Source organism: Paraburkholderia sp. J67 (genome assembly GCF_905220265.1).
GTDB lineage: Bacteria > Pseudomonadota > Gammaproteobacteria > Burkholderiales > Burkholderiaceae > Paraburkholderia.
Genome location: NZ_CAJMZK010000005.1, coordinates 209,036 through 225,722, shown reverse-complemented (window position 1 = coordinate 225,722; position 16,687 = coordinate 209,036). Strand labels below are relative to the sequence as shown.

At 63.1% G+C, this 16,687-nt stretch carries 8 protein-coding genes and 1 pseudogene; 7 read left to right on the top strand and 2 right to left on the bottom strand.

What is annotated here, in order from left to right; genetic code table 11:
- Positions 1–29: 29 nt before the first annotated feature.
- Together tssF and U5782_RS12590 are read right to left on the bottom strand one after the other, a co-directional pair.
- Positions 30–1,859, bottom strand: a complete 1,830-nt coding sequence (gene tssF / locus U5782_RS12595) for a type VI secretion system baseplate subunit TssF (RefSeq protein ID WP_322044147.1) — start codon at positions 1,857–1,859, stop codon at positions 30–32.
- A gap of 204 nt (positions 1,860–2,063) precedes the next feature.
- Positions 2,064–3,515, bottom strand: coding sequence for a hypothetical protein (locus U5782_RS12590; RefSeq protein WP_322044146.1), 1,452 nt, complete (start codon positions 3,513–3,515; stop codon positions 2,064–2,066).
- A gap of 356 nt (positions 3,516–3,871) precedes the next feature.
- Here U5782_RS12590 and U5782_RS12585 point away from each other — a divergent pair, with 356 nt between their 5' ends.
- The 7 genes and pseudogenes from U5782_RS12585 to U5782_RS12555 all read left to right on the top strand — a co-directional run bounded on the left by U5782_RS12585 (position 3,872) and on the right by U5782_RS12555 (position 16,684).
- Positions 3,872–6,604 carry a type VI secretion system Vgr family protein gene (locus U5782_RS12585; RefSeq protein WP_322044145.1) on the top strand — a complete coding sequence of 911 codons (2,733 nt, stop codon included), beginning with the start codon at positions 3,872–3,874 and terminating at the stop codon, positions 6,602–6,604.
- A gap of 70 nt (positions 6,605–6,674) precedes the next feature.
- A pseudogene (locus tag U5782_RS12580) lies at positions 6,675–9,329 on the top strand (type VI secretion system Vgr family protein); the annotation flags it as partial.
- A 25-nt stretch (positions 9,330–9,354) separates the two neighbouring features.
- Positions 9,355–10,599 (top strand): hypothetical protein, encoded by a 1,245-nt coding sequence (locus tag U5782_RS12575; protein ID WP_322044144.1) that lies wholly within the window; start codon positions 9,355–9,357, stop codon positions 10,597–10,599.
- A gap of 70 nt (positions 10,600–10,669) precedes the next feature.
- Positions 10,670–11,662 (top strand): hypothetical protein, encoded by a 993-nt coding sequence (locus tag U5782_RS12570; protein ID WP_322044143.1) that lies wholly within the window; start codon positions 10,670–10,672, stop codon positions 11,660–11,662.
- A 168-nt stretch (positions 11,663–11,830) separates the two neighbouring features.
- A complete protein-coding gene (locus tag U5782_RS12565) occupies positions 11,831–12,826 on the top strand; it encodes a hypothetical protein (RefSeq protein ID WP_322044142.1) in 996 nt (331 codons plus the stop codon).
- Between the two features lie 43 nt (positions 12,827–12,869).
- Positions 12,870–15,665: a type VI secretion system tip protein VgrG gene (locus U5782_RS12560; RefSeq protein WP_322044141.1), complete on the top strand. Its 2,796-nt coding sequence runs from the start codon at positions 12,870–12,872 to the stop codon at positions 15,663–15,665.
- Complete coding sequence (locus U5782_RS12555; protein ID WP_322044140.1) at positions 15,608–16,684, top strand: DUF4123 domain-containing protein; 1,077 nt, start codon at positions 15,608–15,610, stop codon at positions 16,682–16,684. Before U5782_RS12560 ends, U5782_RS12555 begins: the two co-directional genes overlap by 58 nt.
- Positions 16,685–16,687 lie beyond the last annotated feature (3 nt).

The window sequence follows — 16,687 nt, the reverse complement described above, 5'->3', positions numbered from 1 at the left end:
ATCATTGAACTACGTTACCGCCGACACTGCTATATAAGGAAAGCGGCACCTGCTCGCGGCGGGAACTTTATCAGTGTGCGGTTATCGCGGGTCGACAGAACGACTAGTTGGGTAAATCTGTGCATGGGTGCATAGAGTGGCAGTAGCGAAGCGATGATGGTGCTGAACAAGTGGACGCCCGTGCCGCTCAGACGTTCCTGATCGACGTGCAGGCGGAACTCCAATCCCCGTGCCAGACCGGCCGGTGGTGGCGTCGCCAGCCACGCCGTCGCGACGGTCATGTCGAGACCAACAACGCTATCCGTTAATCGCGCCGATTCGAACGAGTCTTCCATTTCATGCAGTCGTAGCAGTTCGCGCAAAGGCGCAATGCCACGCGCGAGTGAATTCGGGTTCATCGACAACTGTGAGATCAATCGCCATAAATCACCGTGAGCGTGGCGGAAGCGGCGGGGCCGGGACGGAGCGTGGAGCAAGGAGATGCGCCTTGCAAGAGAGCCGCCCTCCATCAACAGATCGCCGCCGTTCAAACCGTGCGGCGTGAGTGGCGCGAGGTTGCGGCTGGTGCAAGTGAGAGAGCAGCGCAGTGGGTCTGGAGGCGCTACGCGCTCAAGGCGATCGTTCACAAAGTTGAGTGCGCAATCGTCGTCGAATGCACCATTGCCATCCAGTCTCCAGTACAGGCTGCCGCGCGCGTGCTGACGCGTCGGCGCCGGCGTATAGAGCGGGTCGAAGTGGATGACCCGTTCGCCGTGAGGTGTCTCGTCGATCTGTGTGACTGAATCGATCGCATAGATTTCACAGGCGTGCCGGCTATGTTGATCGACTGCGAGCGTGGCTCGCGTTCCCGCTTCTGCAGTATTGGCGGGTGCGACCGCTTTGCCTGATGCCTCGAACAGGTTAACAACCGGCACGCATCCGAGCAGCAGATGAGAGGTATCGAGGGACTGCAGGATCTGGGCGACTGGACTGTCGGCGGGAATGTTCTCCAGCACCAGGTGCACTGTGAATTCGCGTCCTCCGGAGCCGGCCGCATGGCTAAGGTCGAGGTCGATAAAGTTAAATTTCTTGGGGAATGCGAATAGCTCGGTCAACCAGAGGAAGGGTAGCTCCGTATCTTCGGAATACGGAATCAACGCATCATCGCGTGTCATGCCGGCCTGGCTGAACGGATTCGCTTCCAAAGGAATCCATCGTCTGGAATTTCCCGGCTCGATATACGCGCGCAACGCGTGCATGGTCAGCGCATCGCGTAGCGCTGCCGTGAACTGCGGCTCGCCGTGAGCATAAAGGCGTACCGATGTCATCTGCAGGTCGGCGACACTTGCATGCCGCGACTGGAGCGAAAAAGTCAGCGAGATTTGTGACGACGCGTGATCGGGAGCCAGCGTCAGGTCCGGGATATCGGGTGTCGCACGAAAACGCGCGCTGGACAGCGTCAACGGTGACAGGCGCAGCGCGGAGGTCGTCCGGAAAAACACTTTGCTGCCCTGCACGGGTTGACTGAAGAGCTGGGTGCCACGAGGCACGACGATGGTCGATGACATTTGTGCGGCACGACTCTGGTCGAGCGCAAAGTGGGCGATCGAGCACGAGGGGAACGCTCGCAGATAGTGCGGATAGAGGCTTTCGATTAATGCATGCGTGAATTCGGGGTAGTCGTCATCGACTTTGTGGGAAGCGCGTGCCGCCAGCAAAGCGAACGTTTCGAACAGCCGTCCGACGTGCAAATCGTCGCTCTCGCCGCGCGCACCGAGTCCGAACCGGCTGGCAATTTTGGGGTAGCGCCCGGCAAATTCTCCGGCGCCGCTGTGCAAGTGCACAAGCTCCCGCTCGTAGTAGTGCAGCAGTTCATCCATGCGTTGATTCAACTCCCCTGTGTTCAACTCCCCTGTGTTGCTCGCATGAAAGCGAGTCGGCGTGCGTTGTCCGGCTAGCTGGCGCGAAATCTGCGCTGCGGGGAACCGGGGCGCAGATCGGTCGCGAGCAGTCATGGCGCAAATGGGCGGCGCCGTTGTGCCAACGTCGATTGAAGATGCCGTCGTCGGGGCGTGTCGGCCCCGTCATGCGGCCACCTTTGCCATCTCGCGCGACTCCGAAATGCTCGTCGCGCTGGCTACCGGAAAGCTGACTGGCACGATGGCATATGAGCCCCCAGTTGCGACCGATATGGCTAACGCGGGGCGCTGCGTTTGAACCGCCAGAGCGCCGGCCACTGCGATGGTACTCAGCGTGAGTGCGGCGCTATCGCCGTTCGCCAGCCCGAGGTGATCAAGGCGAACTGGCGCCGATTGGTCTGGCCAGGCGGATTCCGCAGCTGAGGTCAAGTCGAGGCGCGGCTGACTGGTCGATCCCGCATCGCTGACGAGCGCGCATGGATTCGGCCGCGTGCCGGCCGGGACGCTTGCATTGTGTGCCTGATCCAGAAGAGCGGCCAGACTCGCGTTGTCTTCAACGCTCGTGGTCGCGCTGCGGTCTGATTGGCCTTCGCATGGCGTTTCTGTCTTTAAAAGACGATGTAGATGAGGTGGCGGTGTACCGTCACCGTCGGGCTTGCCGGCATCGTAGCCGGGCGATGCCACGAGCAACGCGCAGGCGCCTTCGGCGGGTATTTTTCCTTCCGGTCTCCCGTGGCCATGGAGCGCACCGGTACGCTCGAGTTCACTGACGTCTGCCTGAGCCAGCCGCGAGTCGCAAGCCAGTACGACGTGCTGTACACGCGAGTTCGATTCGTTGATCGCCGTGTTCACGCTGTCCATTACGCCGAGCGCGTCCTGGGAGGTGGAGAGCAGGTGTAGATGAAGTTCAGTGAAATGAATCGACCTTGATGCATGGGAGAACTGCGCTTGCAACCATGCAGCCAGCGTGGATGCTTCATCCTGCCAACGCTTGGGGAGGAGGAGGTGAAGCTCGGCGGTGATGGGTGATTTTTCGCTTGCGGATGGGCTCGCCTTGGCGTCGGGGTCGCCCGTTTTCTCACTACGCGCGAACAGTTTTTCCAGTACGTTGGCGCTTAGCAGGAGCGCCCGGCGATGCGCAATATCGAGTCGCGCAATGGCTTCTGCATCGAGCGAGGCCGGGGGGAAATCGGCTGGCGAGAGCGAGGGAACCTCACAGGCGTGTACGGGGCTTGCGTCACTGCGAACGAGAGTGGAATGCAGTTTCGGCATCGTACCGCGTCGCGCGGCGGCAGAGACAGCGTTGGGCGTATCTCCGGCCGGCAGGCACAAGCTGGCGCCGAGCAGCGCGATCGAGTTGCCGTGAGCACGCCGCTCCGCTGCGGCCGGTGGCGCGACGGGCGGACGAACTGGCGCACGAGTTGGCGCACGAAAGGCGCTCCGCAGTCCGGCAATAACGAGCAGCACCAAAGCCGGAAGAGCGATACCTGCGAATGCCAGCCCGCTGGGAGTCAAGGCGAACCGTGTAACGCTCCAGGCGAGCCATACGGCGGCCCACGTCGCGACGACCACTGCGCCCGGCCTCGCAATGGTTCGTGCGAGGCGATTTGTATTCATTCTGATTCCCCGTTCATGGTCATGAATCGCGACATTCAATGTGTCGGGCGATCGGTAATTTTGATTGAATAATTATGCAAATCAAATATTTCTGGCTGGAGTCTGGTTTGGCCAGGGCAATATAGGTAATTAATTCCTTGATTGAATCATGCGGTGAAGAAATTTCCGAATTTCGTCTGTCGAGCTTTATCGTTTCTAGAATTGATTTGATCAATTATAATACGCTGCTCTGTATCGCTGGGGTGTTTGCTCGCTGCGCGTCTAAACGACAATTACGCAGGATGCCACGGTATTCGTCTTCGCTATTTGTCACTGAAAAATCAAATTGCACCGTCCAATAAAAAGCTGAGGGCCGAATGAGCGCAGTTATCCAGTTGGCGCAGACATTCAGCGCGAATCGACTTTACTCGCTGGACGCAGACGACCCCATCGCCGCCCTGCAGGTCGAGCGTTGGACGGGCGAGGAGCATCTGTCGGCGCTTTATCGTTGGGATATTCATGCGTTGTCGACCGATCCTGGCCTGGATCTGGACGCAATGCTCGGCCAGCGAGTCGTGCTGCGCGTGAGCTTGACCGATGGCAGCACGGCTGCGCGCAGCGGACTCGTCGAGCAGGCCGAATGCATCGGCTTTGATGCGGGACTGGCGCGCTACCGGCTACAGCTGGTGCCCTGGCTCGCCGCGCTCGCACATGGACGCGACCAACGGACATTCGAGAATCAGGGTATCGCGGACATTCTCGGGCGCGTATTCAATGAATACCGGAGTATTGCCAGTTGGCGATTTACCGCCGACGCGAATCAGCGTCTACAGGCAATCGAACCCTCGGATTACGTCGTCCAGTATCGCACGCACAGTCATCTGGAATTCATCGACCATGTGCTCGCGACGGCGGGGTTCGGTTATACGTTCGTCGAGGATGAACAGGCGCCGTCCCATCACACGATGTTGATCTTCGACGACAGCACGCAGCTCGGCGAAGACGTGACATCGTCGCGGCTCGACGGCGTGCAGCAACGTATCAGCGGCATGACGACCGAGCCCGCCGACACGATCATCGGCATAGGTCAGTCGTTTTCGTTAATGGCTGACCGTATCACCGTGTTAAGTGGCGACTATCGCGGCAATCAGTCGGTCACGGCGTCAGCCAGTCTCGGCAACCCGACCGGTGCGTGCGAGCTGTACGACGACGTCGGGCCAGAAGCTTTCGACAGTCTGAGACATGCGCAGGACGCCGCGCACAGGCAGGCCGACGCTTTTGTGTCAGCTGCGCGCGTGTGGATGGGGTTCAGCACGATCCGTACGGCTAATGCGGGACGTTTTCTGCGTGTCGCGAATGCGGCCTGGCAGCAGGTGAAGGCGAGCTCCTCAGGCACAGCGTCCAATGAGCTGCTGGTGACAGGCGTTCGGCACCTCGGCATCAACAACCTGCCAGCCGCACTGGTCGAAGAGGTCGAGTCCCGGCTTGGCGCACTGCCGGCTGGCGGGATTGATCCACGCGTGCTTGTCGAAGCGAAGGCGGGCGGCTATGCGAACCAGTTCGATGCGGTGACGCGGTCGCAGCCCTGGCGCCCGACGCTGGAAGACGGCACCGGCCAGCGGCTAAATCCTGTTGCGACCGCGCCCGGCAGCCAGACAGCGATCGTCGCCGGGCCGGCCGGATCGACGACTGCCGGCGCGAGCGGCCCGGTTCATACGGACGCGCAAGGGCGGTTGTGGCTACGTTTTCACTGGCAGGCCGCAGGCGACGACGGGGGCTATCCGACGCGCGCGATGCAGCGGCTCGCCAGCGATGGCCACGGGATGCAGATCACGCAGCGAATTGGCCAGGAAGCGCTCGTGCAGTTCCAGAACGGCCTGATACATCGGCCAATTGTGCTGGGTGGTCTATACAACGGACGCGGTGAGGGCGGCAATGCACCGACGCCCGGCGGGAGCGCTACCCAGCAGAGCGACACCACTGTGTTTGCGCAATCGACCGATCTGGTCGCCAGCGCGCAGAGCAACCTGGCGGGCGGCAATAGCCCGGCGTGGCACGGCGCTGCGTCGGCTACTGCGCAGCATGGCCACGCAGGCGCGCTCTCTGGCTTCAAGAGCCAGGGGTTCGACGGCAACGGTGCGAACCAGATGGTGAGCGACGACAGCGATGGCATGGGGCGTCTGCAAATGGGTACGACGCAGGCGGCAACCCAGTTGAATCTTGGACACCTGCGTCACCAGTCCGATAACTTCACCGGCAGTTTCCGCGGGCAGGGTTTCGAATTGCGGACCGATGGCTCCGGTGCGCTTCGTGCTGAGCGTGGCGCGCTGATCACCAGCTATGCGGCTTCGCCGTCGCAACCGGCTGGCGAGGTTTCGGCGCTGCAATCGTTGCTGGCGCAACAACGTGTGCTGGCCCAGTTGCTCGACGCGTCTGCGTCACAGCATTTGACGGTGCCGTTTTCGGTTCAGCGTGGTGTGCAGAGCGCCAGCCAGTCGCAGCTCGACGCATCGGCGGCTCCGCTCGACGCGTTCGACCGCAGCATCCACACGACGGTTGGCAGCGCGGGCTACCAGCAAGCGCTCGCCGACGCGCAGCAGCGGCAGAAAGACAAGGCGCTGCCGCATTCCGGGGACGCGTTGCTGGCGGTCGCCGCGCAAGGCGGGCAGGGGATACTGGCCGGTCAGGGCTTGCAGTGGTCCGCAGGCGAGACGATGGCGACGGGCAGCGGCGGCGATACCAATCTCGTCACGAATGCACGGCTCAATGTCCACACCGGACAGGCGATCGGCTGGCTCGCGGCTTCGCGCGGCACGGATGCAACCGGCCTTGCGCTGATTGCGGGCGCCGACGATTTGCGGCTCGCCGCGCGCGGCGATGCGCTCGCGCTTCGCGCGAAAGACGATCTGACGGTCAGCGCAGTACACGCCAACGTCGATCTATTGGGCAAGCAGGTCGTCAATCTGGCGGTCAGTGGTGGCGCTCACCTCACCATTGAAGGCGGCAAGGTCACCTTCGGGTGCCCAGGAACGCTGACCGTTCACGCCGCGCAGCATCAGTTCCTTGGAGCCGATGGCGCAAGCGGAATCGTGGGTGAGCAGAGTGTGTGAGCGTTGTCCGGTTTGCGCGAGGTGCAGCGCTGCGGTTCGTGGTTTTCATGCAAAGACATAAAGGGGTGTCATGAACGTTGCTGCCGTGCTGGCGGGCTACGCGCAAACCAGCCGCCACATCCAGATCGATACCGTACTGCCCGGTGTATTCTCGGTCGAACGCTTTTACGGTCGAGAAGCGCTGAACGAGTCGTTTCGCTTCGAAATCGACGTGCTGACGTCTGCGCCATTTCTCGACCTGCTGCCGTTGATTGGCAGCGCCGTGCGTCTGCGCCTGGCAACCGGCGCCGGCGAGCGGTGCTGGAACGGTTATGTGACCCACGCGGCCTATGCGGATACCGATGGGGAAATCACGCGCTACCGCCTGACCATGGAGTCGTGGCTCGCGTTCCTGCATCATCGGCGCAACTGTCTTTATTTCGCGGATCTCGACACGACAGATATCTGCGAACGCGTATTCGGCGACTATGCGCAGGCGCGCCGTCGCTACGTCACGAGCGAGCCACTGCGCAAGTTCGCGCTGCGCGGCCAATATCGCGAGACCGATCATGCCTTTGTGTTGCGCCAGTTATCGGAAGCCGGGCTGTCGTTCAACTTCGAGCATGCGCAGGATGGCGCGGGCGGCAATGCTGCCCCCGCGGGCGATCACACGCTGGTCGTTTTCGACCGGCAGGCCGATCTGCCGACTGGCAGCACCGTGCCGTTCCAGATTCAGGATGTCGGCGATCCCGACGGCGTGGTGACCGAGTTCACCGAACGTTACCAACTGGTGCCCGACCGCTTCGTTGCGTCGAGCTGGAAGGCTGGCGAGGTGGCGGCGCTGGCGGGCCACGCACAGGCATCCGCCGATTCGTCAGCGCCTTCGATGCCGGTGCGCGAAATATTCGACGGAGGCCGTGCCGGGCGCTTCGACGTTTCGGGCGACGCGCAACGCTATGCGCAACAGCGTCTTGATGCATTGCGCGCGCCGGCGAAGCGCCATATCGGACGAAGCAGCTCGCGCACGCTGGAAGTCGGCAAGGTGCATACGCTGACCGGTTATCTCGATACCGCGCCGACCTTCGTGCCGGTCGTCATCGAACACGAAGGCGTGAACAATCTCGGCGCGGAGATTGGGGCGCTGCTCGCACGCAGCGAACTGGAGAGCGGCCATTACCGCAATCGCTTCGTTGCCGTGCCGGCTGGCACGCGACTCGTGCCGCCTTACCGCGAACGCCCGACCGTGCACGGTGTACAGACCGCGATCGTGGTCGGCGAGCCGCAGAAGCTGGTGAGCAGCACACGTGACCATACGGTTCGTATCCAGTTTCCATGGATGCGTGGCGTCGCGCCGTTGCCAGGCGGCCTGACCGATACCGCAAGCCGTTCCAGTCCGGATGGGCACGCTCCGGGCGATCATCGTTCTGGGGTTGTCGCGCGGATTGCCGAGCAGGCTGCCGGACCCAACTTCGGACATGCGTTCACCCCCCGCATCGGCGCCGAAGTGGTAGTGGGATTCGATGCGGGCAATATCGATCTGCCCGTTGTGCTCGGCCAGGTATACGGCGGTCGGGTCCAGCCGCCGTTTGCGGCTGGCGAAGGCAGCGACGCCAATCATTCCGGCACGCTCAGCGGTCTGCAGACACAGACTCTGGACGGCGAGGCCGGCAGTCGCTGGGTGCTCGACGACGCAGCAGGGCAGTTGCGTCACGAACTGGGCAACTCGGTGGCGGACAGCCGCCTGTCGCTCGGCTATTTGATCGATCAGCAAGGCGCCATGCGCGGTGCGTATCGGGGCGAGGGTTTCGAGCTGAGTACGCAAGGCTGGGCAGTCGCACGCGCGGGTGAAGGACTGCTGGTGTCGAGCACCGCACGGCAAGGCGCAGCTGGCACGCAAATGGAGGCAACGGGGAGCATCAAGCAGCTGAAGCAGGCGGCGCAAACGGCGCAAGGCCTCGATTCGGCTGCGCGTAGCGCCAAAGCGGGCGGCCTCGCGGCGAACCCGGCGCAGACCGCACTGCTCGCCGCGATCGATCCTGCGCAGGACGGCAAATACGCGGGAGCGGTGAACGGACAGAGCGCGACGCAACCCGTCGGTACGCAACGCAGCGGGGGCGCGCCGGTCGAGCGCTTTTCCGTACCGGCCGTGCTGTTCGAGTCGCCGGCGGACATCGTGATGTCGACACCTTCGAGCGCACTCGCGTACGCGGCGCAGCATCTGCATTTGACGTCCATGTCCGACGCCCACCTGACGGCTGGTGCAACGCTTGCAGCGGCGTCGGGCGACGCGGTCAGCCTTTATGCCGCAACTGGCGGGCTGAAGGCAATTGCGGCGACAGGGCCGGTCAGTGTCGAGGCGCACACGGCGTCGATGGAACTGCTCGCGGATCAAACCGTACAGATCTCCGCGACGGATGGCCGTGTCGATGTGCTGGCGCACGAGTCGATCGTGCTGCAGCAGGGCGCCAACCGGATCACGCTGAAAGGGGCGGACATCACCATCGAAACCACAGGGCAATTCGCGGTGAAATCGGGCTCGCAGGTGTTCGAGGGCCCTGATTCGGCCACGCCTGCGCTGCCGCCGTTGCCGGACTCGCGCGAGCGGGCATACGACCAGGGCTTCGTGCTGAAGGACCGCGATAGCGGCCAGCCTGCGGCGTTTCGCCGTTACCGGATCACGCTTGCAAACGGCGAGGTGCAGTCCGGCGTGACCGATGCAGCCGGTAACACGCATGTGGTGCCAACACTGGCATCGGAAATTCTAAAGATTGATGTCGGGGGCTGAAGGCGTGGCGGACACTTACAAGACGACGGGTCGGTCGACCACGACACCGGTTGCCGACAAGCAGCGCAAGGAGTTGCTCGTCGACAGCGACGTGCTGGAAATCCAGATCAACGATACGCCGACGGCGAACGACGATTGCGTACAGGTGAAATGCGATTGCATGCAGCATCGGCACAACGCGCCGTGCCGTATTCGCTTGCGCAAGCCCGGCTCGGGTGACATCACGGCTGTGTTGACGAACCCGGATGGCCGCTTGCGCTTTGCCGGAGCCGGCGACACCACCACGACGGTCGTGGTGCCGGGCAGTGGTGCGTGGGTGTCGTTTGAAATTTCCGGCGAGAAGGGCAGTCAGGCAATCGACGATGCCGTGATCGAAGCGCACCGCGATAGCGCGGACGGCGAGGTGCTTGCGCGCAAGCCGGTGACGGTGTTCTGGTTCGATCAGGCGAAGATGGATTTGAAGGTCGGGTCGGCTTATGCGATAGGTCGCGATATGTATCAACCGCAGGACAGGGAAGGCATCACCCACTCAGCACAAGCCAGGCTGCAACCCGATGGGCTCGATTATTCGGCCTCGCCCTTGTCCGTTCTCAAGGTCGGGATCGTGCAGAACGACATGACCAATGGCTTCAGCGGGGAAACAGTCTGGGGGAATCCTACGATTGAATGGTATCTGGACGTGCCGCCCGGGACCAAAACGTCTGTCCCGGCCCAGTATCACGAAGTCTGGAATACAGTCGGGATCAATAACGACACCGATCCATACTCGACACCGCTCTACGATCAGCCTGGTACGCCGGAGGACCCCAACCATTGGGAGCATTCGACCATGCCCCCGATCAACTGTCCGGGCGGCGGTCCTACGCTTTCGGCCGACGGTCCGGCCACGCCGACGGACGACGCACGTACACAGACGGCAACCGACACAGACGGCGACGAAGTCGGCACCGTGACCTATCCGGTGACGCGTTATCGGGTCTCCGGGAAATTCATGGTCTGGACGGTAATCTTCAATACGAAGACGAAGGAAGTATGTCCTTTGCGGCAACGCGGCTGGAGCGTCGATGCCACTTCGTCGGCCACCACGCCGCAATTGATCAAGATCGACGCACACGATGCTCCCGTAACGCTGAAGCCGGTGCTGGATCGAATTGCGAACGATGTAGTCAACGACCCGGCTAACCGCTTTAAAGGGCCGATAGGCAGCAAGAAGATCACCTTTTCGCGCTGATGTTGAACGTCGACGTATGGCGCAATAGCGCATCGTCGCCGACGACCTGAACGACTTTACGAGGCAACGCATGGCTCCTGTTGACGCATTACCCGTCGACAATCGAATCGAGATGGTTATCGGCATACAGGCTCGCACCGTCCACGATTCGGCGCTATTCAAGCTGGCGGACTACAGCCCGTCGGCTGGCGACGGGTGGGTGGTGGCGACTGTCGAGCCCACACCCGACAGCGGTACGAGTTATACGCCAGGCGCGGGATTCAAGAGCGACGGTACGTATTTCGAACCCGCCGGCAGCCAGATGATGATCAAGATGAAGGGGGCGTGGCGCGTCATAGAGGCCGCCGATGCATCGCTGCCGCCATCGACACCGTATGACTGGTCGAAGCCCTATCTATTGCACACCCGCGTAAGGCAGCCCGACGAATACTATTTGCTGTTCGTGAAAGGCGGCACGGCCGTGTTCGAATGGGAGCCTGCTGCAACGGGCAGTCAGCAGTTCGGCGCTCCGCGCATGATTTATCCGGAGTGGACACACGACGCGGCGCAGCTACTGCGCTCCGCTTCGACCACCGACGCCGAGATGGCCGCACTGGCTACGGCTGGACCGGCTTCAGCGCAGGCCAATGCCTTGCTAGGCTCTCCTAACGGGCTCATCGCCGCTATCGCGCTGCGCACGCTGTTGCATGGCGATAGCCCAAAAGCACTGATCGCACGCATGCCAGAATTGCTGCACGATGCCGACGCACGCAGGCTAGGCGTATTTGTGTACGCGTGCCTGATGGAATCAGATCGGGCTAGTCGCGCATCGCTTGTTGCAGCGATCCGTTCCGAAGTCGCACTCACGTCCGACCCGGACCGCCTCGGCGCCGTCACCTATGCCACTTACGCATCCGCGAAATACAACCGCGTCAACCACGACGCGCGCCAGAATGCGATCGACATCGTGACGGACGTGCAACGCCGCAGCGCCGCGCTGCATGTACCCGTGAATGCAACCGCGCCGTGGACCTTGATCTTCGAACGGCTGGGCGTGCTGCCCCCAGATACGTTCGTGCGCTGAAGCCGGTGCTGGATCGAATTACGAACGATGTAGTCAACGATCCGGCTAACCGCATTAAAGGGCCGATAGGCAGCAAGATGATCACCTTTTCGCGCTGATGTTGAACGTCGACGTATGGCGCAATAGCGCATCGTCGCCGACGACCTGAACGACTTTACGAGGCAACGCATGGCTCCAGTTGACGCATTACCCATCGACAATCGAATCGAGATGGTTATCGGCAGACAGACGCGCACCGTCCACGACTCGGCGCTGTTCCGTCTCGCGGATTACAGTCCGTCGTCCGGGGACGGTTGGGTGGTTGCGGCTGTCGAACCCGCGCCAGGCAGTGGGGCTTCATACGTTCCGGGTGCAAAAATCGACGGCGCGACCGGTGAATACGTAGAGCCGGCCGGTAGCCAGCCGATGGTACGGATGAAAGGCGCGTGGCGCGTCATCGAAGCCGCCGATGCGTCGCTGCCGCCATCGACGCCTTATGACTGGTCGAAACCCCTGCAACATCGAGTCTCTGTCAAGGAGCCTGATAGTGGCTACCCGCTGTTCAAGGCAGGCGGAACAGCCGTATTCGAATGGGAGCCAGGCGCCCAAGGCGAGCAGCAGTTCGGTGCCGTGCGCATGATCTTCCCGGAGTGGGCGCGCGACGCGGCTCAACTGCTGCAATCCGCCGCGACCACCGACGCCGCGATAGCCGCTCTTGAGAAGGCAGGGCCGGCTTCGGCACAGGCCGATGCACTGCTGGCATCGCCCAACGGACTCACAGCCACCATCGCCCTGCGCACGCTGTTGCACAGCGACAGCCCTCAAGCGCTGGTCGCACGCATGCCCGCCTTGCTGCGCGATTCGGACGCGCGCAGGCTCGGAGTATTCGTCTACTCGTGTCTGATGGAATCGGACCCGGCCATCCGTGAATTGCTGGTTCCGGTTATCCGCTCCGAAATCGAATCGACGACGGACGCGAACCGCCTCGGCCCTATCGCCTATGCCGCCTATGCCGCGTCGAACGACGGACGCTTCGACCCAGACAAGCGCCAGGCCGCGATCGACATCGTGACCGACGTGCAACGCCGCAGCGCCGCGCTGCATGTACCCGTGAATGCAACCGCGCCGTGGACCTTGATCTTCGAATGGCTGGGCGTGCTGCCACCGCACACGTTCGTGCGCTGAATGCCTTGATGCATCGCATTGAAACCCCTGGAGCACGAAAACGATGACCGTGATCACTGACATCATCGAGGCCTTGCAAAGCGGCTGGACCCAGAACAACCGGTTCCTGCGCATCAGCACGACGCTCGGCAGCGACGTCCTGATGGCCGAGAGGCTCGACGGATGGGAGTCGGTCGACCACGGCGGCTTCCGTCTGCACATCAGCGCGCTGACGACGAACACCGCGCTGGCGGTCGAGACGGCTATCGGCACGCCGGCGCTGCTTGAATGGCGGCAATCGGATGCCGACGACAGCTGGCGCCCGTTGCATGGCCACGTCGTCGTTGCCGAGCGCACCGGGCATAACGCCGGGCTTGCGCGCGTAAAGTTCGTTGTCGAGCCGTGGCTGGCGATGCTGCACCAGCGCGTCGACAGCTACCACTACCAGAATGCGAGCGTCATCGATATCAGCGAGCAGATCTTTCGCTACTACGCTCGCGGCGTGGTCGCGCCTGCGTGGCGCTGGGCACTTGCCGACCGGACGATTTACGCGCAGCGCAGCCTGACGGTGCAGGCAGGCGAATCCGACTTTGATTTCCTCACCCGCTTATGGGCCGAAGAAGGGCTGTTCTACTGGTTCGAGCATCAGGCAGATGCGGGCTCGACGAGTTTCGGCGCGCATACGCTCGTGCTGTGTGACACGAATCAGGGCTTCACGCCGTCGGCGCCCGAAACCCTCCCATTTCACCAGACAGGCGAAAGCGATCCGGGCGGGGTGATCACGCATCTGATGCCCACGCGCCGCTGGCGGATCGGCCAGGTCGCGCGCGCGAGCTGGGACTATCGCAGCCTGTCCGTGCGGCCCACCGCGGCGAGCGTGCAAGGCGCAGTCGCGCCCGGCGAGGACCGCGACGTCGCGGCGCCGTACGCGTACCCGACGAGCGCCTTGGGGGATCGGCGAACCCAGCAGCAACTCGATGCGCTGCGCGTCGACGCCGTGCGCAGCCAGGGCGATGGCACCCGGCGCGATCTGCGACCGGGCCTGCGTTTCACGGTGAGCGGGCACCCAGTGATTGCCGCATCCGAGGCCTTTGTCTGCCTGCGTGTGGAGCACATGGCGCACGCGAATGTGAGCGCCGATATCCGTAGTGCGATCACGCAACATCTTGGCGACATCCCGTCGAGCGGCAACGTCGACGACACCGCCCAGAGCGCGCTCACGGCCTCTCTCGTCACCGCGCCGGCGGATAGCGGCGGCACATCCTCAAGCGCCATGCACGCGGACACGGACCTGTACGCGAACCGGTTCGAGATGATGCCGGCTGCGCAAAGTTACCGTCCGCTCGCGGCAGACGGACACGGTGCGCGCACGCATGCATCCGCTATCGCGCCAGGGGCGACGACGGCGATCGTCGTTGGCGAAGGCGGCCCGATCCACACCGACCGCGATCACCGTATCCGCGTGCAGTTCCATACCCAGCGCGGTGGCAACGCGGCGAGTCGGGAGGCGCATCCGCATGCGGACAACGCGCCAGCTAACGCTAGCTCCGGAACCTGGACGCGCATGCTGACCACCGTCGGCGGCGACAACTGGGGCGGGGTCGCGATTCCTCGGGTCGGACAAGAGGTCTGGGTCGAACTCCTCGAGGGCCAGCCGGATCGGCCGGTCGCGCTTGGCGCGCTCTACAACGGCGCGGGCAATGCCGACGCCCAGCACAACCTGCAGGCCGGTGGTCCGGCCGGCGGTACAGGGAATGCAGCCGCCTGGTTCGCGGGCAATACGCACGCGGCGGTCATGAGCGGCTTCAAAACCCAGGACATGGGGCAGAGCCAGGCCGGTACGGGCGGCTATCGACATTTTCTTCTTGACGATAGCGCGGGGCAGTCGCGTGCGCACCTGTACACGACCGATCATGCGAGTGGACTGACGCTTGGTCATATCAAGCAACAGGACGACAACCAGCGGCTCGCCGATCGCGGTTTCGGCGCCGAACTGACGACGGCCGCTGCAGGCGCGTTGCGTGGCGGCTCGGGACTCCTCGTCAGCACTGCTGCGGGCGCGAGTCAGATGGACGCGCAGGGCACCGCCGATGGACTCGCGGCGAGTTTGCAAAGGATGCAGTCGCTGTCGAACGCGGCGCAGGCGCAAGGTGCGGTCGCCAAAACGACTCAAGGGACCTCTTCTGCGGCGTTTCCTGCCGTGAAGGCCGTACAGGACAGCCGCGCGGCACTGATCGCGACCAGCGCGGGCGCCAGCACGGAGTCCGGGTCGGGCGGCGGCGGTACTGCGGTCGCGTGGAGCAGTCCGCATCTCGCGATGCATGGCGCAGATGGCATGCTGGCGATGTCCGGCGCAAACCATGTCTGGCTGTCGGGCAAGGAGACCGCCATCGACGCTGGGCAGGATCTGCAGATCATGGCGGCAGGCAAGACCAGCGTCGTTGCGAAGAACGGGATCGTGCTGTACAGCAACGGGGCGGCAGCGGGAGGGCGTCCCGTCGATACGCGCGGCATCGCGTTGCACGCGGCGACCGGCGGGGTTTCTGCGCAAGCGCAGCACAACGGTTCGCTGGTCGCCAGTGCACGTACGACGGCTACGCTAACCAGCGTATCGGGTTCCACGTCGATGCACGGGGTCAAACGCATCGTGCTGAGTACGGCAAGCGCGTTCGTAAAAATGGAAGGCTCGGATATCGAGGTCAGCGCGCCAGATTCTGCGCAGTTTCGTTCGGGCAATTTTCAGTTGACCGGTCCGCAAGGAGCCGGCGGCGCGGCAACGCTTGCACAGAGTGCAGCCGTCGATTGTCCGCAAACGATGAGCGATATGGTGGCGTCGAGTGCGGCGTACGTCGATTTATGAGCAATGTTCAAGAGCTGGGTGGCACGTTGGTATTGGATTCGCCACATGAGAGCGTTGAAGCGACGCCGCAGCCTGCACAGTCGGCCGGCGCTCTCGTCGACGCGTTGCGCATGCAATGCAAAGCGCTGGATCTCGAGCACTGTGTGCTGCTGACCGGCCCGGCAGTGCTGGAGGCATTCGCCTCGAGCGAACTCGACCCGTTGCGCCGTATCGGCGCGACCGTCGCGGAGCTGCCGCTGCAGCCTGACCGTGTGAGCCGCGATTATTGGCCTTCCTTGATCGAGCTCGATCTCGGCCACCCTGTTGCGCACGCGGTGTGCGAGAGCGCGATTGCGATGGCCCTTGAGGACTGGTCGCCGGAAGGGCTGAAAGCGGCGCAAGGACATCGGATCGGCGCGTTTCTGTTCAGTTCCGTGCCTTTCGAACGGCTCGCGCGGCATCTCGCGACGGCCTTCGTTCAGCAACGGCCGGACGGCGCCGCACAGCGGCTCCTGACGCTCGCGGATCCAGCTGCATTCGAAGGCATATGGCGGATCTGCAATCCCGCACAGCGTGACCGGCTACTAGGTCCCATTGCGGTATGGCGCACGCTCGGACGCCACGGCGTCTGGTGCGAGGCACGTCGCCCCGAACAAAATGGCCGCGCTGACGGCACGGCATCGGATGGTCAGCTTGCGTTCGATGGCGATCAGTGGCGCGCACTGGCGGACGTGCGGGCGATCAATCGGGCGTGGGCGCAAATGCGCGGTGCCGGCAAGCGGGTCGATCAGCGCGCATTTGCCGGGCTGCCTGCAAGCCTGCGCCGCGCACAAGGCTATGGCCTGAATGACGCTCAGGACATCGAACGCTATGCGCTCGATGCGCTCGAGACCGGTGCGGAATTCGACCAGCATCCGCGCATCCAGCGGCTGTTGCGCGAACGTCCCGCGCAGCAATACTACAGCCGCACCATTGCGGACCTCGGTCCTTCCGATTGGGCTGAGATCCGCGCGGATCTCGCTGCCTGTCAGCGCGTGTGAGGA